At 47.1% G+C, this 20,214-nt stretch carries 26 protein-coding genes; 18 read left to right on the forward strand and 8 right to left on the reverse strand.

The features are described from left to right. The first annotated feature begins 3 nt into the window (after positions 1 to 3). Genes ACUN27_RS05225 through ACUN27_RS05275 form a run of 11 tightly spaced genes read left to right on the forward strand, consistent with a single transcriptional unit; the run spans position 4 to position 10,466 of the window. Entirely contained in the window at positions 4 to 1,413 is a 1,410-nt protein-coding gene (locus ACUN27_RS05225; RefSeq protein WP_445558512.1) for a hypothetical protein, read from the forward strand. After that, positions 1,403 to 2,053: a LysM peptidoglycan-binding domain-containing protein gene (locus ACUN27_RS05230; RefSeq protein WP_445558513.1), complete on the forward strand. Its 651-nt coding sequence runs from the start codon at positions 1,403 to 1,405 to the stop codon at positions 2,051 to 2,053. Before ACUN27_RS05225 ends, ACUN27_RS05230 begins: the two co-directional genes overlap by 11 nt. Next, positions 2,050 to 3,066 (forward strand): XkdQ/YqbQ family protein, encoded by a 1,017-nt coding sequence (locus ACUN27_RS05235; protein WP_445558514.1) that lies wholly within the window; start codon positions 2,050 to 2,052, stop codon positions 3,064 to 3,066. Before ACUN27_RS05230 ends, ACUN27_RS05235 begins: the two co-directional genes overlap by 4 nt. Further along, the gene (locus ACUN27_RS05240) at positions 3,053 to 3,442 is read left to right on the forward strand and encodes a hypothetical protein (RefSeq protein ID WP_445558515.1); all 390 of its coding nucleotides are present in this window, start codon (positions 3,053 to 3,055) and stop codon (positions 3,440 to 3,442) included. Before ACUN27_RS05235 ends, ACUN27_RS05240 begins: the two co-directional genes overlap by 14 nt. After that, complete coding sequence (locus ACUN27_RS05245; protein WP_445558516.1) at positions 3,443 to 3,907, forward strand: DUF2634 domain-containing protein; 465 nt, start codon at positions 3,443 to 3,445, stop codon at positions 3,905 to 3,907. Between the two features lies 1 nt (position 3,908). After that, positions 3,909 to 5,018 carry a baseplate J/gp47 family protein gene (locus ACUN27_RS05250; protein ID WP_445558517.1) on the forward strand — a complete coding sequence of 370 codons (1,110 nt, stop codon included), beginning with the start codon at positions 3,909 to 3,911 and terminating at the stop codon, positions 5,016 to 5,018. After that, positions 5,015 to 5,584, forward strand: coding sequence for a putative phage tail protein (locus ACUN27_RS05255; RefSeq protein ID WP_445558518.1), 570 nt, complete (start codon positions 5,015 to 5,017; stop codon positions 5,582 to 5,584). Before ACUN27_RS05250 ends, ACUN27_RS05255 begins: the two co-directional genes overlap by 4 nt. A gap of 15 nt (positions 5,585 to 5,599) precedes the next feature. Further along, positions 5,600 to 8,887: a right-handed parallel beta-helix repeat-containing protein gene (locus tag ACUN27_RS05260; RefSeq protein WP_315953904.1), complete on the forward strand. Its 3,288-nt coding sequence runs from the start codon at positions 5,600 to 5,602 to the stop codon at positions 8,885 to 8,887. A 9-nt stretch (positions 8,888 to 8,896) separates the two neighbouring features. Beyond that, a complete protein-coding gene (locus tag ACUN27_RS05265; RefSeq protein ID WP_315953905.1) occupies positions 8,897 to 9,433 on the forward strand; it encodes an XkdW family protein in 537 nt (178 codons plus the stop codon). Positions 9,434 to 9,489: 56 nt separating this feature from the next. Next, positions 9,490 to 9,888 (forward strand): phage holin family protein, encoded by a 399-nt coding sequence (locus ACUN27_RS05270; RefSeq protein WP_127455478.1) that lies wholly within the window; start codon positions 9,490 to 9,492, stop codon positions 9,886 to 9,888. Next, positions 9,885 to 10,466 carry a glycoside hydrolase family 73 protein gene (locus tag ACUN27_RS05275; RefSeq protein ID WP_315953906.1) on the forward strand — a complete coding sequence of 194 codons (582 nt, stop codon included), beginning with the start codon at positions 9,885 to 9,887 and terminating at the stop codon, positions 10,464 to 10,466. Before ACUN27_RS05270 ends, ACUN27_RS05275 begins: the two co-directional genes overlap by 4 nt. A 239-nt stretch (positions 10,467 to 10,705) precedes the next feature. Here ACUN27_RS05275 and ACUN27_RS05280 read toward each other — a convergent pair whose 3' ends face one another. Next, a complete protein-coding gene (locus tag ACUN27_RS05280; protein ID WP_315953907.1) occupies positions 10,706 to 11,989 on the reverse strand; it encodes an NAD(P)-binding domain-containing protein in 1,284 nt (427 codons plus the stop codon). 126 nt (positions 11,990 to 12,115) lie between these two features. Between ACUN27_RS05280 and ACUN27_RS05285 the strand changes: the two genes are divergently transcribed. The 7 genes from ACUN27_RS05285 to ACUN27_RS05315 all read left to right on the forward strand — a co-directional run bounded on the left by ACUN27_RS05285 (position 12,116) and on the right by ACUN27_RS05315 (position 16,552). Beyond that, a complete protein-coding gene (locus ACUN27_RS05285; protein WP_127455481.1) occupies positions 12,116 to 13,471 on the forward strand; it encodes a glucose-6-phosphate isomerase in 1,356 nt (451 codons plus the stop codon). 168 nt (positions 13,472 to 13,639) lie between these two features. Continuing rightward, the gene (locus ACUN27_RS05290; protein ID WP_315953908.1) at positions 13,640 to 14,281 is read left to right on the forward strand and encodes a YigZ family protein; all 642 of its coding nucleotides are present in this window, start codon (positions 13,640 to 13,642) and stop codon (positions 14,279 to 14,281) included. Positions 14,282 to 14,334: 53 nt separating this feature from the next. Next, positions 14,335 to 14,991, forward strand: a complete 657-nt coding sequence (locus tag ACUN27_RS05295) for a TetR/AcrR family transcriptional regulator (protein WP_315953909.1) — start codon at positions 14,335 to 14,337, stop codon at positions 14,989 to 14,991. Between the two features lie 125 nt (positions 14,992 to 15,116). After that, positions 15,117 to 15,341, forward strand: a complete 225-nt coding sequence (locus tag ACUN27_RS05300) for a DUF1128 domain-containing protein (protein WP_157317980.1) — start codon at positions 15,117 to 15,119, stop codon at positions 15,339 to 15,341. A gap of 175 nt (positions 15,342 to 15,516) precedes the next feature. Continuing rightward, complete coding sequence (locus tag ACUN27_RS05305) at positions 15,517 to 15,840, forward strand: hypothetical protein (RefSeq protein WP_315953910.1); 324 nt, start codon at positions 15,517 to 15,519, stop codon at positions 15,838 to 15,840. 181 nt (positions 15,841 to 16,021) lie between these two features. Continuing rightward, positions 16,022 to 16,264, forward strand: coding sequence for a spore germination protein (locus tag ACUN27_RS05310; protein WP_157317981.1), 243 nt, complete (start codon positions 16,022 to 16,024; stop codon positions 16,262 to 16,264). An 18-nt stretch (positions 16,265 to 16,282) separates the two neighbouring features. Then, a complete protein-coding gene (locus ACUN27_RS05315) occupies positions 16,283 to 16,552 on the forward strand; it encodes a hypothetical protein (RefSeq protein ID WP_315953911.1) in 270 nt (89 codons plus the stop codon). Between the two features lie 20 nt (positions 16,553 to 16,572). Here ACUN27_RS05315 and ACUN27_RS05320 read toward each other — a convergent pair whose 3' ends face one another. The 7 genes from ACUN27_RS05320 to ACUN27_RS05350 all read right to left on the reverse strand — a co-directional run bounded on the left by ACUN27_RS05320 (position 16,573) and on the right by ACUN27_RS05350 (position 20,191). Continuing rightward, positions 16,573 to 16,908, reverse strand: coding sequence for a hypothetical protein (locus ACUN27_RS05320; protein WP_127455554.1), 336 nt, complete (start codon positions 16,906 to 16,908; stop codon positions 16,573 to 16,575). Between the two features lie 23 nt (positions 16,909 to 16,931). Next, positions 16,932 to 17,468, reverse strand: coding sequence for a hypothetical protein (locus tag ACUN27_RS05325; protein ID WP_326059292.1), 537 nt, complete (start codon positions 17,466 to 17,468; stop codon positions 16,932 to 16,934). 9 nt (positions 17,469 to 17,477) lie between these two features. Continuing rightward, complete coding sequence (locus tag ACUN27_RS05330) at positions 17,478 to 17,696, reverse strand: hypothetical protein (protein ID WP_315953913.1); 219 nt, start codon at positions 17,694 to 17,696, stop codon at positions 17,478 to 17,480. A gap of 166 nt (positions 17,697 to 17,862) precedes the next feature. Continuing rightward, the gene (locus tag ACUN27_RS05335) at positions 17,863 to 18,306 is read right to left on the reverse strand and encodes an Hsp20/alpha crystallin family protein (RefSeq protein WP_127455490.1); all 444 of its coding nucleotides are present in this window, start codon (positions 18,304 to 18,306) and stop codon (positions 17,863 to 17,865) included. A gap of 103 nt (positions 18,307 to 18,409) precedes the next feature. Continuing rightward, positions 18,410 to 18,700, reverse strand: coding sequence for a small, acid-soluble spore protein, alpha/beta type (locus ACUN27_RS05340; protein ID WP_445558519.1), 291 nt, complete (start codon positions 18,698 to 18,700; stop codon positions 18,410 to 18,412). 20 nt (positions 18,701 to 18,720) lie between these two features. Further along, positions 18,721 to 19,173, reverse strand: coding sequence for a GtrA family protein (locus ACUN27_RS05345; protein ID WP_315953915.1), 453 nt, complete (start codon positions 19,171 to 19,173; stop codon positions 18,721 to 18,723). A 1-nt stretch (position 19,174) separates the two neighbouring features. Continuing rightward, positions 19,175 to 20,191: a glycosyltransferase family 2 protein gene (locus tag ACUN27_RS05350; RefSeq protein WP_315953916.1), complete on the reverse strand. Its 1,017-nt coding sequence runs from the start codon at positions 20,189 to 20,191 to the stop codon at positions 19,175 to 19,177. Positions 20,192 to 20,214: the final 23 nt, after the last annotated feature.

A 20,214-nucleotide genomic window follows, 5' to 3' on the forward strand; every position in this document is an offset into this window, starting at 1 on the left:
GTGATGAGTGAAATCGTGACGATTAATAATTTGGCACGAGTCATGGCTGCGCAAGAGCGATTGCGCAGTTTGGTAGAACGGACAGGAGCATCAACGCAGCGGCTGATGGGCTTATTTAACAAAGCGGCTGAGGCCGGAACCAAGCTGAGTCAGATTACGGCAAGACCTGCGATTGCTGGTCGGGATTACTTTTCTTTTGTCATAGACCGCATGCTGTTACAGCTGGCGGACTTGGGACATACGAAGGTTGATGTGAAACTAATGATCAACGATCAAATTATTCGGACGGCGAAGCAGCTTCGAGAGTTGCTGCAAGGTCTTGGCGGCGAGTTTTCCGGAAGTTTGGAAGGAAAGGCGAAAGCTTCGGCGTCCGCTTCAGCAACTGCGGCTGTAATCATTGCTGCCCCACCTGAGAAAGGTCAGCTGGACAAGTGGCTTGACCGACTTTTGATCATGGCCGAGATTGTGAAGTTACTTGGTGAGGCCTTCGAGGCTTTTGGCAATGGATTTAAAAGCTTTGCACAGGGGCTCAAAATTCTAAAAGGCTTGTTTGCCGGAAACGGCGGTAAGAAAGAGAAATGCAAGGACCCTTGCAAGGATAATGTCGGTAAACGTACGAAATCTGATGCCGATTCGAAGACCAAATCCAAATCAGGTACCAAGACGAAGAACAAGACAGGCGCGAGGTCGAAGAATAAGGCGGGAGCCAGGACCAGAACACGGGCAGGTGACCGTTCAAATACGAGCCCAGGCGGCGGTAGGAACAAATCGAGGGTTAGAACGAGAAACGGCGGACAGGACCTAGGTCGTCAAATCGATCAAAGCGATAGAGGAGGACATCCGGCTGAGCCAAGAACGTCTAACCGGTTAGGTAAGTTTAGCCGAGCCTCCAAGCTGCTCAGAACGACAGGTAAAGTGCTCAAACCATTAGGTATCGGGTTGTCTGCACTGGATATTCTGACCTCGGACAATAAAGTAGGCGCTGCGATCCAAGCAGGCGCCGGTGTGGCTGGAGCTGCTCTGGGTGCATTCGCCGGTTCAATTGTTCCTGGCGCCGGTACGGCTGTTGGGGGCATTATCGGTGGCTGGTTGGGGGATAAAGCAGGAGAGTTGATCGTCAATAAATGGTTTTCGGGGAAAGAAAAAGAACCTCCGAAAGAGGCACGAACTGAGCTGTTGCCCGCAGGGCGCGAGACTATTTTGATGTCCGCTTCTGCAGCGAGTGCTGGAGTGAGTGAAGGCGTTGCTTCGAACAATTACAACATTTCTGTGGCTGGAGTTACGGTTAATATGCCGAAGGAGAAAGTGGATATGGAGGAACTGGCGATTACCATCGGTCACCAGATTGTTATGCAAATTGGAGCAGCTATCCAAAATCGTGCGGAGAACGGAGGCCGAGCCTATGGATACTAAAGAAATGAATTTTACATTGGAGGATCCAAACGGCATTTCCCTATGGTTTCCGGTAAATCCGTCCGAAGTTAATATTCGACGCGACAAGAGCTTTGAAACCATCACTATAATCCGTGGCGGTGAGTTGGATGTTCCGCAAGGTGTAAAAGTGAAGGAGATTGCTTTCTCATCCTTTTTCCCGGCGGTGTACGATGCGAGTTATTGCAAATATAAGCAGCTGCCTGATCCCCAAACGGCGATGAATCAGCTTAATACGTGGATGGAGGGGCGAGATCCGCTTCGGCTTATCATCACTGGCACAGATGTCAACGTACTTGTAATGCTGTCTGCTCATAATAGCAGCTTCAAGGGCGGGGAGCCTGGCGATGTGTATTTTGATCTCATTTTTCGTACATGGAAAGAATACAAAATTAGAACACTGGATGAGCGCAGCGGCAGTTCGGGTGGACAGACAAGGCCTGATATTAAGCCGGTTTCTGCTACTTATCAGGTACAGCCGGGTGATTCACTTTGGTCTATTGCGAAAATGAAGCTCGGTTCAGGCAGCCGCTGGCGTGACCTCTACGAAGGGAATCGTACGCTTATCGGCGACGATCCTGATCTGATTTTACCTGGGCAGGAGTTGGTGATGCCGGTATGACAAATAACCTTTCGGATGGATCTTATGATATTTGGCTGGATGGGTCCTATGCGCTTCGAGACTTCATTTATGAGCTGACACTTGAAGAGGCGCTTGATGAAATTTCATACAGGGCACAGGCTACAATCGTCGTCACTCCGGATTTTCCAGGTATGAAACCAGGTCAGGATGTACGAGTCATAGGAGTACCCTACGGTAGTTCGAAGCAAGAAGATTTACTCCATCCCGCCGTTGTCTGGCAGTGCGAGAATAGCTATGAACGGGCGGATCGGCTGACGGTGACGATGTATGATCGTACGATTTATTTGGCTAAGTCGGAGGATGAATTTGTGTTTCCGGCAGGAATGACGGCAAGTGAACGCATACGCCGTTATGCCACGGGCTGGAATATTAATGTGGGGGATTTGCCGGACACGAAAGTTAAGTTGGCGAAGTCCATCTATCGTGCAGAGACGATTTACAACATGATTATGAAAGATTTGAAAGAAACCGCTCGAAAAGGCGGACCCATGTATCGGCCACGAATGACAGTAAACGGTCTTGAGCTAGTGGAAATTGGCTCTAACTCTGTCGTATGGTCGCTGGAGCCGAGTGAAAATGTGATGAACATCATGCAAAAACGAACGCTGGAAGGTGCAGTAACCAAAGTGAAAGTACTCGGGACCAAAGATGCAGGAGATGAGGGCGCAGCCCAAGTTTTAGTTATCGAAGAAGGCGAGTATGCCGAACTGGGTACACTGCAGAAAATCGTGCAGGACAGCAGCTATCGATCCATTAGCGAAGCCAAAGAAGCGGCGAAAGCCATGCTTTCCGGCATACAGGAAACAATTAGCGTAACATCGCTCGATATTAACACAATTCGTGCTGGTGATAAGGTCGATCTGGCTGGAAGCGGGATGGAGTTGATTGCCATGACGGTCAGACACGAGCTTGGGGATCCCGGCAAAATGGTGCTGGAACTGGGCAGCCCTGAGTTGGTTCGAAGGAGGTTTTATATGAATGAATCCGTATAACAAGCTGGCAGCTGCACTAGACAACCGCATGTCTGTCCATGCGAGCTCGGCTGTAGCAGGAATGCCCGCTGAGCTAGGGACAATCACAGCAGGCGGGTTGAAACTTGATGGTTTCAAACATGAGATTTCTGACTACTATGTGGCGGATTGGATGACCAAGCTGTTTCTGCCGTCTTTTACGATCAGCGGTACGGTTACGGGCTTAACCAGTGGTAATGTGCCGGTAACCGGGCAAGGAAGATTCGCTTTTTCCGAATCAGAGGTTGAAGAAGTACGGATTGCGTTTCAATCCGGCTTGAAGGTGGGGGACCGTGTGCTGGTCATACCTGTGAATGATGGGAATGATGCCGTAATTTTGTGCAAGGTGGTGAAATAGATGCCGAATTTATTTCCGCTCGCGGTTACAGAAAAGAGTGAGCTGCCATTGCTGGGAACAGGTACAGGAAGGGGAACAGTTGGATTTGGACGTAGTCCGAAGTTTGATTATGCCCTTGGGGAGTTCGTGTTGACGCAGACTGGACGAATAGCCGAATGCAGAGACACGGAGGCTTGGTTGCAATGGTGTCAGAAAGCTCTGCTCACCCAGCGCTATACTTATCTGGCCTATTCACGGGCTTATGGTCAGGAGTTTGATGATTTGATAGCCAGACAATTGTCCAAACCAGCGAATGAAATGGAAATTGCCCGTATTACGAAAGAGACCCTGATGGTTGATCCGCGTACGGCGAGTGTAGGGCCTTTTACATGGACGTGGAATCAAAGCGAGTGTTCGTTTCAATGTCAAATTACGAATGTGCGAGGCGATAAGAAAAATATTCAAGGAAGTGTTGTGATTAATTAATATGATCATTATACCGAATTATCTGTCTGAACAAACCGAAGAAGCGATTCGGGGCCGAATGCTGGGCAGTTTGCCTTCTGATTTGGATAAATCAGAAGGTTCCTACATGTGGGATGCATTGGCTCCGGCCTCTATTGAGCTAGCGCTGGCGGCGATTCAATCGCAGGAAGTCTTGCGGCGGGGATTTGCCGGAACGACTTACGGTCCTTATCTGGACCTGCGTTGTGCGGAGCACGGAGTAATGCGTAAGGCTGCGGTGAAGGCCGCCGGGACCTTACGGTTTACGGGTTCGCCGGGTACGGTGGTTCCACTAGGCACTCGTATCGGCACATTGGCGGATGCCGTGCAGGGGACGGCTTCCTTGCTTTTTGAAACGATGGTCCCCGCTGTTATCGACAGCTCGGGCAGCGTGACATTGGAAGCTCAGGCTGTATTAGGAGGTTTGGGCAGTAATGTTCCGAGTGAGTCCATTGTCTTCGTTGTAGCGCCGGTCGCCGGAATCACCAGCGTGACGAATGTCACCCCGATGGTCGGCGGTGAAGATACTGAAAGCGATAGCTCGCTGCTGAACCGTTATTATGCCAAAGTACGCTCCCCAGGTACAAGCGGTAATCGAGCTGACTATCTCAACTGGGCGCTTGATATTGCCGGCGTTGGAGCTGCTCAGGTGCAGCCGCTATGGAACGGCCCCGGGACGGTGAAGGTTGTCATCATCGGCACGGATAAAAGAAGCGCGTCCCCTTCCACCGTGGCTGCCGTGCAGCAGTATATTTACCCGGCTCCGCCACTGACGGGCAAAGCACCGATCGGTGCGATCGTTACCGTCGAGCCGGCTTCTGAAATTGCCATCGCTCTGCAGGCCAATCTTTCCTTGAATGGCACAAGAACGCTCGATCAGGTGAAACAAGATTTCGCCGTGGCTGTTCGTAACTATTTATCCGAACTGGCGTTCTCTTCTGATCCCAACGTACGTTACGTTCGTATTGGTTCTCTGCTGCTCGATACACAGGGGGTGCAAGATTACAGCAATCTGCTGGTGAATGGTATGAGCGCCAACGTTGTGGTAGGTGCAGGTCGCGTTGCTGTCTTGGGGGAGGTGACGCTCACATGAGTTTCGTCACTTCCCCAAGCGGAAGGCGCATGAAGGGCTACTTGCCCGACTATTACGAAACGTCGCGGGTCATGGACTCTATCCTGCAAGCGCAGGGCGCGGAGCTGGATCAATTGCGTGTCTCCCTGGAGGAGACACTGCAGCAGTTCTTTGTCAGCTCCGCTACGTGGGGGCTGGATGCCTGGGAGGCTGAGCTCGGCATCGCGACGGTGCCGGGCAAGCCTGACGATCAGCGCCGGGCGGTGATCCATGCGAAGCTGCGCGGTGTCGGCACCGTCACCGTTGAGCTGCTGCATAGCGTGGCCAGCGCGTATGAACGTGGTGCCGTCGAGGTCAAGCAGCAGCCGGAGTTGTATCAGTTCACCGTGCGCTTCGTCGACACGTTGGGTACGCCGCCGAACTTGGGTGACCTGCAGGCGGCCATTGAGGAAATTAAGCCGGCCCATTTGCAGGTCGTGTACCAGTACAAATATTTTCTGCTTAACCAACTTCATCAGACGATGACTATAAAAGACTTGCAAACGAGGAAGATGACCGACTTCGCGCCATTTATTCCCGTTTCATAAGGAGGGAGCAAGCTTATGCCTAGTACGACCACGAACTTGGGACTTTATAAGAAAAACCCGTCTACGGACGGGAATGATACCTTTGATATTAATACGATGCTCAACGATAACTGGGATAAAGTTGATGCACAGCTCGGCGCACAGTTCGCCGACGCGGCTCCGACCCCCGTGAATTTAGTGAACGGGCTGCAGGTGGTTGATGTACCACAGACGGCACCGTTGGAAAATTTACGGATAACGGGGCGGACGTTGGTTAATTTGTTGGGTCGGGATGGGAATTGTGAGGATGTGGGGAGGTGGGTGCAGTATTTCGGAGCGACTCTGTCTTTGGATGGTGCAAATCAAAAATACGGAAACAACGCTATTAAATTTACTTGTACATCAGCATCAAACCCTACAGGCTTTTATAGGGAAATAACTAATTTGATTGTTCCTGGACGATATTATCTTGCAGTGGCGGATGTGAAAAATGGAAACGCAGTTAACGGTGTAGCTATACAAATCAATCTTAATAATAATACATCTGCTTCCACATACAACATTACTTCGACATATCAACCAAAAGCGATTAGATTTCAAGCACCTGCATCTGGGTTATCTTATGTGTACGCAATTGCAAACACTGGCACAGCAGTAGGTCAATTTGGTTATGCTGATGGTTTTAGGCTTTATGAAGTGACGCAAGCTGAATATAACGCCTTAGCAACAATTACAGATGCACAAGTAGCAGCTAAATACCCATACGTAGATGATGTAAAACATGTAAACGCACCTTATGTAATTAAGTATGGTGAAAATCTAACGGCAACATTTAATGAATGGATTGTGTATGCTGGGAGTCCACAAATATTAGAACCGTACAAAGTAAACGTTTCATTAAATGATAAATTAGTGTACGGTCACAAAGTTGTTCTTGGACAAGCTTATAGCATATCCGTTATCTTCTCAGATGCGAACGGTAGGATCAATGTGTCGTTTTCTGACGCAGCAGGAGCAACAATTGGGTCAGCAATAGATGCAGTAGGTACAGGCTTACAAAAAGTTGAAAACTTAATAGCACCTACAAATGCAGTTAGTTTAGACGTTAGACTGCTAGGAACAAACACTGCAATGACAACCGCAAGCAATCCAGTCGTAAGCCTTGGAGGAACAGTAAAGCCATTCAAACCACGTAACGATGATCAATTACTATTCCCTAACGTGCAACTTGCTTCAAGCGTGGATGGTAAAGTATATGACACGTTGTTTAAACGTGAAGGAAAATACTTTGTTGAGAAGCGTTTTAAGGATGTTTTGCTGGATGGTAGTTTGGCGTGGCTTGCTAATGATTTTTCTGGTGTCAAACAAGTCAGGGTTCCTCAATCATTGTTAGGTGGAGATGGTTTAGCGGGTAGTGGCGTAGTAATAAAGCAGGACGGAAGAATTATTCCGCAAGGCGTATCATCCGTAGCTGATTTTAATGCTGTTTCCGCTGATGGTAACTTTTATTTAGGAATTGCCGACACAGACAGCGGTTGGGGAGAAACATACACACCTACAACACAAGAGATACAAGCGTATTTCTATGGGTGGATTATGTATGATGGGACAAATTCTACACCTTATACGACAGGCACTAAGTATTGGAGAAAATCGACAGTTTCTTTAGGTAATGCTACTGTAACAGATGGTTCGGCAGTAATGACAAATGTCCCTAACTATTCAGTCGGAGCAGGATATATGCCTTACAAACTCACTTATCAACTAGCAACACCAACCTTTGAAGAAGTCCAAGTTGATGCAGGAATGACGTTGCACGAAGGATTGAATCAGATTGAAGTAGGCCAGGGTGTTATTGTAAGAGAGAAGGCGTTTCCATCATATTCTGTAGGTGCTTATCGCATTTCTGATGTCGCATTCTCATCTTCAAATCTTAGATACAGAAACAGTATGATTATGGGCATTTTTAAAAGTAATATATTAGATAAAAAGTGGATAATTGATCAAAATAGCAGCTATGGGAACTATCGAATGTATATTATAAATTCATCGGATTTCGACCCAGCAGCAACGTACGAAGTAACCTATATCGCGTTAGATCAACATTCATTATCTGCGCCTGTAAATACTGTAAATGGTGATGTAGCCAGTAACATTAAAAAAGTGGTTGATGTTCTGTGTATGAATCAATCAGATATCGAAGTACGGACAAGTGAAACTGAGAGATTGGTCAAGCAGTTTTATAACGTACCGCAAAAGACTACAACGGATATGACTGTATATGTTGATGCTACAAATGGAGCAGATAATAATGACGGGAGCAAAGGAAAACCGTTTAAGACAATTAATAAAGCTATATCCATAGTTCCTCAAATTGTAAATCATACTGTACGCGTAAACGTGGCAACGGGAACATATGCGGAGACTGCGGTGTTATACGGGTTTAATGGTTCGGGTGTGGTTCAATTAGTTGCATCTGGTGTGGTTTCTTTAAATGCTATATCTGTAATTCGTTGTCAAACCACAGTAGTAGAAGGATTCACATGTACTTCCACGACAGGCAACGGGTTCTATACGGAATACGGAAGGATGACAATCTTTAATAATTGCAAAACAATCAGTGCATCTTCATTTGCAGGCTTTAGCGTAGTTTCCCAAAATGGGCAAATACTCAATTGCACAATTAGTAATAAGGACAATGCTGTTGCTGCACAATATGGTTCTAGCGTACTTGTTTCAAATTGTACTGGAACTTCAAATAATTATGTTTTAGTTGCAGCAGATGGAGCCACTTTAACATACAGTGGTTCGGTCCCAAGTGGAAACATTCTATTTGGAACGTATAACGTTGGTATGATCAATAAAGGATTTGTTGTTAATCCTTGGGGAGATAACACATTCGGCACACGTCCCGCATCTCGTGCTATGGGCAGTGTCAGCAGTGGACAAGCCATATCAGCATCAGTATGGACTAAAGTACAGTTTCCAGTTGAGAATTTCGATAATTTAGGAAGCTATGATAATGCTACTTTATATAGATTCACAGCACCTAGTACGGGTATCTACCATATAGATACCAATGTACTTCTGACTGCGATTGCTGCAAATACTACTTTGCAATTATCGATTTATTTAAATGGTACTCATTATCGGAGACTTGATTATTTTTTAAATGTTAATAGTGCTTCTGCATATGAGTTAAAAGGAAATGCAAGTATCTACTTAGGTGTGGGTGATTATATAGAAATCTATTTAAACTCCTCTACCGCCATTACACTTGCATACGCTAATGATATTAATTTTGAAGTTATACGTATCGCATAGGAGGAAACCATGAACATACCACAAACAATCATATCTCTATTCCCACATGCACAGCCACTAACCGACTTCATCGTCCAAGACGATTCAGACGGCAACGGGCCATATATCGCGCAATGGAACCTAGAGGAACCGCAACCGACGGAAAAAGAACTACAAGCCGCATGGGAAGCCATTCAGCCAACACCCGAGTCCCAAATCGCCAACGCTAAACTCTCAAAAACGGCCGAACTCAACGCAGCCTGCAACGCAGAAATACTATCAGGTTTCACCTCCAATGTCTTAGGCACAAACCACACCTACGACTTCGACTACGAAGCACAAACGAATCTCAACACGATGCTCAACGCAATCATAGCTGATCTAGTCTCTGAACCTATCATTTGGAAAGCTAGCAACGAGCTTCAGCCACATACGATTGATCAATTTAAGACATTGTTCACAGACAGTCTCACCCACAAAACGACCAACATCAACAAGTATTGGGAGTTAAAAATGACTGTCGAATCAGCGAACAGCATGGAGGGTGTGGCATCTATCTCATGGTAAATATTTTGAAAACACAACCATTCTTCCTCCCATCTCAAAAGAAAGGAGCGAAACCGATGAACCAAGTTATGTTCAGCTCGATTTTGGCTGCGCTTAGCGCATGTGTGACTTATGCCTTCGGCGGGTTGAGTGAATTACTGGGACTCTTCCTTATGACAATCGCCGTAGACTATGTCACAGGTATTGCGGCCTCCATGAAGGAACAGCGCGGTCTGAACAGCCAAGTTGGTTTCTGGGGGCTTACCCGTAAAGGAATGATGCTGCTTGTCATTATGCTGGCTCACCGCATGGACCTACTACTTGACACGAATATCATGATGACGGGGGCAATCTATTTTTACTTGGCTAATGAGTTTATCTCGATCACTGAAAATTATGGACGGTTAGGGCTGCCGCTGCCCAGCTTTTTGAAACAAATGATTCAAGTGCTTCGCAACAAGAGTGAAGGTCTATGAACAAAGATCGTTTTATCGAGCAAGTGGCACCTGCTGCCCAAGCAAATATGCGGGAGTTCGGTATTTTGGCTAGCGTGACGATAGCTCAAACAATTTTGGAAAGTGGCTGGGGCAATCATGCGTCAGGCAACAATTTGTTTGGCATCAAGGGGAGCGGGCAACAGTTAGTTACTCAGGAGTTTATTAACGGCAGATGGCTGCAAATTGTAGATGGCTTCTGTGTTTATGACAGTTGGTATGAAAGCATTCGTGACCATTCCTATTTTCTTACCCAGAATCCCAGGTATGCCAATGTCTTGCATGAACTGGACTATCGATTGGCCTGCCAGAAGCTGCAGCAAGCAGGTTACGCAACCGATCCGCTCTATGCGGACAAACTGATTCGTATTATTGAAGGGAGCGATCTCACGAGATTTGATCAGATTGAAGGGAAAGGGGAGTATATGATGAGTTGTGAAGATGCGGATAAAATAATTATGTTTCTGTCCGCCGCTTGGACAATCACTGAAGATGCAGAAGCTAGAGCGGAGTTTCATCGCTTGGCAGACGAGCTCCGGAAAGCATCCGGGCAGCTGTGATGAGCTTGTAAGAATAAGAGTCTTTACCGACTCTTATTCTTGCATTTAAGCTAATATGTATCAAAATAGAAGCCTCAAAAGTCTCTTATTTGTTCCAAAGCTTCCGTGCCTCCAAATAAAATAAACCGCCTCTCCCAATAGGAAAGACGGTGTTCTTCACATCAATGAGTTTACATGTAGTTATGTTTTCATAGTTTCATATTTTTTTCAATTATTCATGTTTCAAGTACTTTTAACCTCTACAAAGCATAAGCAATATGCTCTTCAATATATTTCTCCAGCTTAATCCGCACATAAGGCGGCAGGCCGGAAAGCATACAGCCATAGCGGAATTTATCGCCATCGGTCTCGATCCGAATCACGCGAGCGGTGATTGGTGGGAGCTCCGCTTCCTGCGGGAAGTGGATAACGATGAACATATCCGGTGCAAGTGGCGCAGCGGTAGTGATTTGCAGTCCGCTTTCCGATAAGTCGAACAGCGTACCGTCAATGTTTTGCCCGGAGAAGGAGCCCTCCTGCTCCCATTGATAGATGGACAACTTCAAGTTGATGTCCAGCTTCACACGTGTGTTCCGACGGCGTTCACGGCCAGAAAGCGGAGATGCCGACTTTTCTTGGGCAGCAGCAGGTTCGCTAGGTTTAGCGATTTGCTGCCCCATCCAGTCTTCGTAACATTGGATGATGGAGCTCAAATCTTCATCGCCGAGGCCCTTGCTTAATCCCATTTGGAATAAGCCCGCCGTTGTTTGCAGCAGTGGAACCGGTAATTGGAAGTTACTAGCGAGTCCTTGAGCAAGCAAGAGATCCTTGAGCATCAGCTTCAAGGAGAATTGATTGCTGAAATCGCGATTTAATATTTTATCGCCTTTGAGGTCGACTATTCTGCTGTTTGCGCCGCCAGAGCGGACAATTTCTAGAAATTTCTCGAGGTTAACCCCTGCTTTGGATGCAATAGACAAGCCTTCCGCAAAACCAAGCAGGTTAATACCCACCATAGTATTGTTGGCAAGCTTGGCATAGGAACCGGAGCCGGAGGGACCTAGATAAAGGGCTTTACGGCCCATCGCAAGGAATAATTGCTCATGTTCTTCAAACACTTCCTGGCTGCCGCCGACCATGAACGCGAGTGAACCCTCTTCGGCAGCAGGTTTACTGCCTGTGACAGGCGCATCGAGAAAATCGACGAAATGGGCGGCAAGCTCCTCGGCCAGCTTTTGGCTTGTTTGTGGGGAAACGGTACTGGAATCAATAATCGTAAGAGCCGGATGAATACCGCTTAGTACGCCTTCTTCGCTGTAGAATATATCCAACAAAGCAGCGTCATTGCTAAGCATGGTAATCAGTACATCTGAATGACGGGCGGCATCGGCGGGTGTTGCAGCCACTTCAGCGCCAAGACGAGCCAGCTCGTCCGCTTTTTCGGGAGTACGATTATAAACGGTTACCATAAAACCTTTTTGAATAAGATTAGCAGCCATGGGTTTGCCCATTGTGCCAAGTCCGATAAAGCCGATACGTTTCATGATCATTCACCTCTGGAATCATTTTATCATGGGAAATCTAACCTGTGAATGCCTTCTTTACTTGCTTTTGTACAAGCAAATAAGTATGCTAGGAAAAGGAAAAAAATAGAGATGGAGGCGAGCATATTGAGCTCTAAGCTACAATTTGACTACAGCAAGGCATTGTCCTTTTTATCCCAACATGAGGTTGATTATTTGTCTGGACAGGTAGAACTGGCACATGATCAGCTGCATAACAAAACAGGTGCCGGCTCTGATTATTTAGGATGGGTGGATCTGCCTGAGAAATATGACCGTGAGGAATTTGCTCGCATTCAAGCGGCTGCTAAACAAATTCAATCCGATTCCGAAGCGCTTGTCGTCATTGGGATTGGCGGTTCTTATTTGGGAGCACGCGCTGCGCTTGAAATGCTTTCTCATTCGTTCTATAACATTTTGCCTAAAGATAAAAGAAAAACGCCTGAGATTTATTTCGTTGGAAATAACATCTCCTCTACATATGTAACACACCTTCTTCAATTGTTGGAAGGCAAGGACTTCTCCGTTAACGTGATTTCGAAATCCGGTACGACAACAGAACCGGCGATTGCTTTCCGCATTTTCCGTGAACTTTTGGAGAAGAAATATGGCAAAGAAGCCGCTCGCAAACGTATCTACGCAACAACAGATCAAGCGAGAGGCGCTTTGAAAACGCTGGCCAATGAAGAAGGCTACGAATCTTTCGTCATCCCGGATGATGTAGGCGGACGTTACTCCGTTCTGACGGCTGTTGGCTTGCTGCCAATCGCGACAGCTGGTATTGATGTAGAAGCGATCATGAAAGGTGCTGCGGATGCTCAACGCGAGTTCGCGAATCCGAAGCTTAGCGAGAACCAAGCGTATCAATACGCTGCTGTTCGTAACGCGCTTTACCGCAAAGGCAAAACGATCGAAATTCTCGTTAACTATGAGCCGTCCTTGCATTTCGTTTCGGAGTGGTGGAAGCAGCTGTTCGGCGAAAGCGAAGGGAAAGACTACAAGGGTATCTACCCGGCTTCTGTTGACTTCTCGACAGATCTTCACTCCATGGGCCAATTCGTTCAAGACGGCAATCGCATTTTGTTTGAAACCGTGATTCAAGTCGACCAAGTGGCTGATCATATTACCATCGGTACAGATGCTGACGATTTGGACGGTCTCAACTTCCTGAGCGGAAAAACGATGGATTTCGTGAACAAAAAGGCGTTCCAAGGAACCATGCTTGCTCACACGGACGGACACGTACCGAACCTGATCGTTACGCTGCCGGATATGACGCCTTACTCCTTCGGGTATATGGTGTACTTCTTTGAAAAAGCATGCGGCATCAGCGGTTACCTGATGGGCGTGAATCCTTTTGACCAACCAGGCGTTGAAGCTTACAAGAAGAACATGTTTGCGCTTTTGGGTAAACCTGGTTATGAGAAAGAAAAAGCGGAGCTGGAAGCACGTTTACAGAAGTAAATGACGAATGTAATGAACCAAACGATCCATCCAATCGGATAGGTCGTTTTTTTTCATAGAAAATTACCATTATTTATGTGGTAAATTTTCTTACAATATTGTCGAAGTCAAAAGATGTGTGTAGAATGTAATGAAACAGTTGTTTCCTTCTACCAAGAAAGGTCGGCTATGCTAGCAAATTTCAAAACAATCCAATCGTACGGATCGTCGGAAATCATCATCAAGAAGTCGCGTTTCATCGGTCATGCCAAGCCTGTGGAGTCAGAAGAAGAAGCTATCCACTTTATTGAAGCGATCAAGAAGGAACACAAAACGGCTACACATAACTGCAGCGCGTATGTCATCGGAGACAGGGACCAGATTCAGAAGCAGTCTGATGACGGAGAACCGAGCGGCACGGCAGGTAAGCCGATTCTGGAAGTGATTAAGCATCAAGGGCTCAAGAATATCGCAATCGTCGTAACCCGTTATTACGGCGGCATCATGCTCGGCGCGGGCGGACTCATTCGGGCTTATACGGATGGAGCCGTGGTGGGCATTGAAGCTGCACAACCGATTTACAAAGTGAATCATCAGAGGGTGATGATTGAGGTTGATTATACGTGGTATGGCAAAATCGAGAATGAACTGAGAAATCAGGGAATGCTCCTCGGGGATATCGATTTTACTGACAAGGTAACAGTAACTTGCTATCCTTTGGCAGCGGCAGCGGATGCTTTTATCAACTGGGCAACAGATTTTACGCAAGGTCAAGGTGTTATTATCGCTGGAGAGAACGAGTACATCGTTCACAAGAACCTGCCCGAATAGGCAGGTTCAAGACTAAACAAAATTAAATAGGCTAAGGATGCGGAGGGATAGGAATGGCTAGGAAAGCAGTCGCGCAAGAGCTTAGCAGAGAACGAATACTTACCGAGGCGCGGGATTTATTCGCCACTTTTGGCTATCGCGCTTTAACGATGCGCAGCATCGCAAAAGCAATGGGTTACAGTCATGGTGCGTTATATTATCACTTCACTGAGAAAGCGGAACTGTTTTACGCGTTAATTAAAGACGATTTCTCCATGCTGATGCAGCGTCAACGAGAAATGATCGTGCGTGAACATGGATTTAGCGTGAATTTGCTTCAAAAGTTAATGATGGAGTTCGTCTGGTTTGGACTTAGCAATCCGAACCACTATGAAATGATGTTCATGCTGAATGAACCTGAACTTCAGCAGTATTCCCGTACCGAACAAGCGCAATGCCTCGAAATGTTCTCCATCGTCGTTCGTCAGGTTGTCACGGACCAACCTGGTTTCGAAAGCAAAAAGTTTACTCTTCCTTGGAATTTGTTTATGTCTTTACACGGCCTCATATCGTATTGCATCCAGTTTAAAATTACTTATGAAGAAGCTCGCAAGCTGGCTGATGAGCACATTCGTCTAATTTGCGTAAGCTTGGACCTAGATTCTTATGAGCAGCAGCGGCCGCTTGTCAAAATGGTGGGTCCGCATTTGCCGATCACCAATGCCATATAATTAGTTAAGGAAGAGAGACGGGGGTCTTTCTTCTTTTTTTTGCCTGTGTGAAGCTTGTATTTTACATTAGCCCCCATGTGCATTAATATAGGGAAAAGAACAGCTGGGAAGGATGAGGGTCTAACATGGATTTAAATCAGTGGTCGGAAGAGAACGTGGAATTTATGTTTGAAGAAATAAAGAGGAAGCTGCGCATGGCTACGGGAGGTTCCATTAAGGCTTCTAACGTGAAAGCGGAAGTGTATGAGGATCTGAAAGATCTGTACGACATGGTCGCAAGTAAGGATAGATTCAGTATCAGCGAGATCGACGCTATAACAACTGAGCTTGGAAAGATTCGTAAGGGATAAGCAATTATTGATAAAATGCTGTTTTTCCAGGTGTATGGCCTGGAAAAGTGGCATTTTTTTATAGACAAACGACTATTTTTCCGAGTGGGTGGACAGCTATCCAAGCGATGTTACCTGCACAGGAGTACACTGTAGAGCAATGTATCCCTGGTGGCTAAAAGGAGGTGGACGTTTCGTGGCATCCCAAATTCGTAAAGAAGACGTTCGTAAATTGGTCGGCAAACAAATTGTGGCTCTTAAGAAAGACGGAACAAGCGTGTCCGGTAAATTGGTAAGAATCAGTGGAAACACGTTGATCGTAGCTCCACAAAAAGGTAAAAAAGTTCAAGTTAAAGCGATTATCCCTTTGGTACTATTTGATCTGTTAGCAATTGGTACTTCACCTTTTGCATTCGGTGGTGGCTTTGGCCCAGGCTTCGGTTTTGGTGGCTTTGGCCCAGGCTTCGGCTTTGGTGGTTTTGGCCCGGGCTTTGGCCCAGGCTTCGGTGGCTTCTGGTAGTAAAGTAAAAGATGAGGGCTGTGCCAACATGGTGCAGCCCTTTTTGTCTTTATCAAGACCGAGTGGACTCCTCGCACTTACGACCTGCAGGTTATTCGTACACCAATTGGTTGATGAATGAATAGGCTAGCATACAGGATTTATCCCATAGCCTTGTCAACCCATGATAGGAGTGAGCACTATGCCGAGTTCCATCGTTTTTAACATGATCAATATCAACAATCAGAATACCAATGCCACCATCGGGATCGGTGAGAATGCACAGTCGAGCTGGGATTCCCACAGTAAGAACAATTACGGAACCGGTGAATTCATCGGGAATTCGATATCCGCCAACATCGTGAATTTGATTTTTGATAATGACTTTATTGATGCTCCAATTAATGATCAAGACTTCAAACCGGCTGTCACGAATCAAGCCTAATCGAGTGAGGTGAGTCGCATGCAGAGAACAGCTCTTTCAGCCATTCCGCTAGATCCGCCGCTCATTCAGTTTGACGCCATTCATGTGAATGCGATATCGGATGCTTCCGGTATTTTTATCGGGACGAATACACAAGTATATTGGACAACAAGCGGCAAAGCGAATTCCGGCTTAGGCGAGGTAAGCGGCGAGAACAATTATGTCGTGAATAATATTAACACGGTTCATGATAATGATATTATCGACGCGCCTTACACCAAAGGGGATCTTGTTATTGGCCGGGTATAAAAGGCAGCTTCCATTCACCTTTAGTCAGGCGTTTGTGTCGTGCTGATGACTTCTTCCGGCTTTTTGGCTCCTGGCGTTGGGGTAAAGCCGGAAGCTTCCGCTTGCGCAGTAATCATCTCCTGAAGCCAATCAGGTGTTTCATTATCGCCGACATTGAGCATGTCGAGGAAGTCGGAGTCATTGAGCATGGAACGTGTTCCGACTAACTGATTGTTGTCACCTTCTACAGCGCCAAAACCTTGTACAGTCTTCTGGTTGCTCTGGAAATCGGTTGGCCAATTGTTGCCCATATTGATACAGGATGCACTTTCAACCGATCCGATTCGGATCGAGCCGATGATAAACGTCGGTGACATGAAGGAGGACAAAGGGAAACACCTCATTTCGTTTTGGATTGCGGCGTGTACTTGTATCCGGTGGCGGTACGCTCTGTCGTTGATGCCGCGCCGTCGCTGCCAGGCTCCGCTGAAGCGGAGGACTGTCCCTTAGCAGGGGGAGAGGCTGGCCTTGAAGCGCCCGCGGGCGGCTCTTTTGTCACTTGAGCACGTGTCAAAGCCTCATCGTGAGGGCCTTTTTTCTCATTGGGCTTAGCTCCGAAGTTGTTACCCAAATTTAAGGAGCCACTCAGTTCCTTGATGTCCAAATGATCCAGACGAAAGGTTAGATTTTCTAAGACAGGCTGATGAACATGCAGAGTATCTATATGAATCTGCGGATGCTTAGCAGTCAGGTTGGATAATTCTTCTTCTAATTTCTTCAGGCGCTTTTCTAATTGCTGAACGGTAAGGGAAGACGCAGTAGTAGAAGCAGGCTCGGGTACTGTAGGTACGGTCGCGCCGGCCGGTGATGGCGGTGGTGCCGCATTTCTGGCTCCTTGCGGTTTGGGAGGCGGCGATTTTTTCTTCTGAAACCACATGGTTGTTTCTCAGCTCTTTCGGATAAATGGTTGAAAATCAAAGCGGTCCCCATCGCTAACGACATGTTTGCCGCCGATCACGACATTGCCCTCGCCATCCACTTCTCCAAGTCCCTGGTTGGTCTTCACAGAGTGCCGCCTGCCGACGATCCGATTCGTTCCCTTGTTCACACTGGATGATGCCGCGAGGCTGTCGATATGAATTGATTGAAATTGGATGCGTACCACAATAATCCCCTCCATATCCGCTTTTCCGAATGTTCTCTTTTTAATTATATGGGGACAAACGAAGATTCATTTCTCTTTTCCAAAAATCCCAAAACAAATAACGCTCAACCTTGGTCCTATTTGCGTGCAGGTGACAGCGTCTCCGGCGGCATAAGGCGGTTGAACGTTAGGTGAACTGAATAGGAATAACCTTTTCCCCGTCGGGTGGTGACAAAGGAATGCGAATGATGAGCAGACCGTTATGATACTGCGCCCGCATTTGCTCGGTCAAAGCTCTTCCGGGTAAGCGGATGGTCCGCTCAAAAGCTCCGAAGAAACGTTCGGACAGCCTCATTTGCTCATCAAGCACCTGATAAGGCCGGACAAGATGTCCGCGGATTAACAGCGATTGATCGCGGAAAGATAGTTGAATCTGCTCCGGGGCGGACAATCCGGGAACCTCCGCGACAACGACTAGCTCCTGCGGTGTTTCATACATATCGATTCTTGGCCCGGTTAACGGGATGATACTGGCAATGTCCTGCCAGAATTCAGGGCCCAGCACATCGCCGGCTTGCGCCGTGAGCCCTTTCCAATCGGGCTTTGGCGGACGGTTGCCTGGAGGATTCATCGACCATCATCACCTGACTTTTGCATAGAAAATAGCGCTGCAAGCAGCTTGCTATTAGTTTATGTGCAGCCGCGGCGGATTATGGCATCTCTTGGGAAGCGGATCAATGCGGGGGGCGCTGCTCCGCTAATTTCTGCTGCGCCATGCGCACGAGCTCCTTGACCATTGCCCCGCCAATGGGACCGCCAACCCTGCCCGCGTCTTCCGAGCTTAATTGGCCGTTGTACCCTTGCTGCAGGGGAACTCCCAACGTTCGGGCGACCTCATATTTGACCAAATCAGGCCGCTCTGGATTCACGTTATAGCCTTGATTTCGCATGACTTGTGCTTTAAGAATTCCCAGTCCATGTTCGGATCCGGGCACGATGGCCCGGTTGCTTCTTCTACGTGCCATTAGGCATCACCTCTTGGTGATTAGGATACCCCGCTGCGGGTGGGACCATTAGCCCGAAATGTAAAATATTTATGTCCCAAATAATTACCAATGGTGTATAAGCCATTTCCAACCAAAATAGCAGCATTGTGCAGCCAATCTGCCCGCAACTCAGGCCACAGTACGCCTGCGGCTTCAGCCAAAAGCAGACCGCAGCTATAAGACAAGCCATAACAGCTTAAAATAACGATCGCAAATTTCCACCAGCTGCTGCCCACACTGGCATTGGAGCGGAAAGTAAACGTGCGATTTAGCGTGTAGCTGACGATAGCACCTAACGTATTTCCCGCGAATGTCGAAAGCCAATAGTTCAGATGGAGCACATTAAAAAAAGCGAAGCTGGCAGATAGACCAACCAAAGTATTAAAAACGCCGACAAGTAAAAATCGTAAGAAGCTTCCTGATAACAATGCCAATAATCGTTGTTGTATCATGTTATCGGCGGTTTGAAGCAGCCGGGATGGATGGAGGGGTTACAGACAATTCCTCTTGTTCCTGAGCGCTCCCTTTCAATACTTTTTCAATGACAAAAAGCGGTCTTTGCTTTACTTCTTTATATATTTTTCCTATGTATTCGCCAATTAGACCAAGCGCCAGCAGCTGCACGCCGCCAATGAACCATACGGACAAGACCAATGAAGTCCAGCCAGTTACGTTCGCTCCCAGCAGTTTGCCGATAATAGCATATAAGGCGGCAACGACACTAAGAAGGAACAGGACGAACCCCATCAATGTAACGAAGCGGATCGGAGTTACGCTGAAAGACGTGATGCCGTCGAAAGCGAAGGCAAGCATTTTGCGCAACGGATATTTGGATTCTCCGGCGAAACGTTCTTTCCGGGTGTAATACACTTGAGTGGACGGGAAACCAAGCAACGGCACCATGCCACGCAGGAATAAATTTACCTCTTGGAATTTCTCCAAATTATCGAGAGTACGCTTGCTCATTAAGCGAAAATCCGCATGATTGTAATGTATTTTTACCCCTAGGGAAGTCATTAGCTTATAAAAACCTTGCGCGGTTGCCCGTTTGAAAAAGGTATCTGCAGACCGGTCCTGCCGGATACCGTATACGATATCGAAGCCCTCGCGGAATTTGAGGACGAATTCTCGGATAACATCCGTGTCATCCTGCAGATCCGCATCAATGGATACGACACAATCGGAATAAGACTTGGCGTGCATGAGACCGGAAAGCAAGGCGCTTTGATGCCCCGCATTTCGCGCCAGTTTTAGCCCGGTAACAAAGGAGTTTGAGGCGTGAAAGCGTTCGATCAGCGACCACGTTGCGTCTTTGCTGCCATCATCAACCAAGAGCATGGTGCTTGTGCTTGCGACCAGATTATCTGTAATGAGGGCGTCGATGACACTGCTAAGCCGGAATACCGTTTCCGGAAGAACTTCTTCTTCGTTATAACAAGGGACCACAATGGTTAAAATCGGAGTAGCCACAATACCTCGTCTCCATCCTGAGT

Source organism: Paenibacillus sp. WC2504, from assembly GCF_052682475.1.

Coding starts and splice junctions, on each gene's coding strand:
- ACUN27_RS05300 (WP_157317980.1), top strand. CDS start 15,117: ATGGATTTAAATCAGTGGTCGGAAGAGAACGTGGAATTTATGTTTGAA.
- ACUN27_RS05340 (WP_445558519.1), bottom strand. CDS start 18,700: ATGGCACGTAGAAGAAGCAACCGGGCCATCGTGCCCGGATCCGAACAT.
- ACUN27_RS05270 (WP_127455478.1), top strand. CDS start 9,490: ATGAACCAAGTTATGTTCAGCTCGATTTTGGCTGCGCTTAGCGCATGT.
- ACUN27_RS05320 (WP_127455554.1), bottom strand. CDS start 16,908: ATGTCACCGACGTTTATCATCGGCTCGATCCGAATCGGATCGGTTGAA.
- ACUN27_RS05290 (WP_315953908.1), top strand. CDS start 13,640: ATGCTAGCAAATTTCAAAACAATCCAATCGTACGGATCGTCGGAAATC.
- ACUN27_RS05240 (WP_445558515.1), top strand. CDS start 3,053: ATGAATCCGTATAACAAGCTGGCAGCTGCACTAGACAACCGCATGTCT.
- ACUN27_RS05225 (WP_445558512.1), top strand. CDS start 4: ATGAGTGAAATCGTGACGATTAATAATTTGGCACGAGTCATGGCTGCG.
- ACUN27_RS05250 (WP_445558517.1), top strand. CDS start 3,909: ATGATCATTATACCGAATTATCTGTCTGAACAAACCGAAGAAGCGATT.
- ACUN27_RS05295 (WP_315953909.1), top strand. CDS start 14,335: ATGGCTAGGAAAGCAGTCGCGCAAGAGCTTAGCAGAGAACGAATACTT.
- ACUN27_RS05310 (WP_157317981.1), top strand. CDS start 16,022: ATGCCGAGTTCCATCGTTTTTAACATGATCAATATCAACAATCAGAAT.
- ACUN27_RS05230 (WP_445558513.1), top strand. CDS start 1,403: ATGGATACTAAAGAAATGAATTTTACATTGGAGGATCCAAACGGCATT.
- ACUN27_RS05275 (WP_315953906.1), top strand. CDS start 9,885: ATGAACAAAGATCGTTTTATCGAGCAAGTGGCACCTGCTGCCCAAGCA.
- ACUN27_RS05325 (WP_326059292.1), bottom strand. CDS start 17,468: ATGTGGTTTCAGAAGAAAAAATCGCCGCCTCCCAAACCGCAAGGAGCC.
- ACUN27_RS05335 (WP_127455490.1), bottom strand. CDS start 18,306: ATGAATCCTCCAGGCAACCGTCCGCCAAAGCCCGATTGGAAAGGGCTC.
- ACUN27_RS05235 (WP_445558514.1), top strand. CDS start 2,050: ATGACAAATAACCTTTCGGATGGATCTTATGATATTTGGCTGGATGGG.
- ACUN27_RS05280 (WP_315953907.1), bottom strand. CDS start 11,989: ATGAAACGTATCGGCTTTATCGGACTTGGCACAATGGGCAAACCCATG.
- ACUN27_RS05345 (WP_315953915.1), bottom strand. CDS start 19,173: ATGATACAACAACGATTATTGGCATTGTTATCAGGAAGCTTCTTACGA.
- ACUN27_RS05245 (WP_445558516.1), top strand. CDS start 3,443: ATGCCGAATTTATTTCCGCTCGCGGTTACAGAAAAGAGTGAGCTGCCA.
- ACUN27_RS05255 (WP_445558518.1), top strand. CDS start 5,015: ATGAGTTTCGTCACTTCCCCAAGCGGAAGGCGCATGAAGGGCTACTTG.
- ACUN27_RS05315 (WP_315953911.1), top strand. CDS start 16,283: ATGCAGAGAACAGCTCTTTCAGCCATTCCGCTAGATCCGCCGCTCATT.
- ACUN27_RS05260 (WP_315953904.1), top strand. CDS start 5,600: ATGCCTAGTACGACCACGAACTTGGGACTTTATAAGAAAAACCCGTCT.
- ACUN27_RS05265 (WP_315953905.1), top strand. CDS start 8,897: ATGAACATACCACAAACAATCATATCTCTATTCCCACATGCACAGCCA.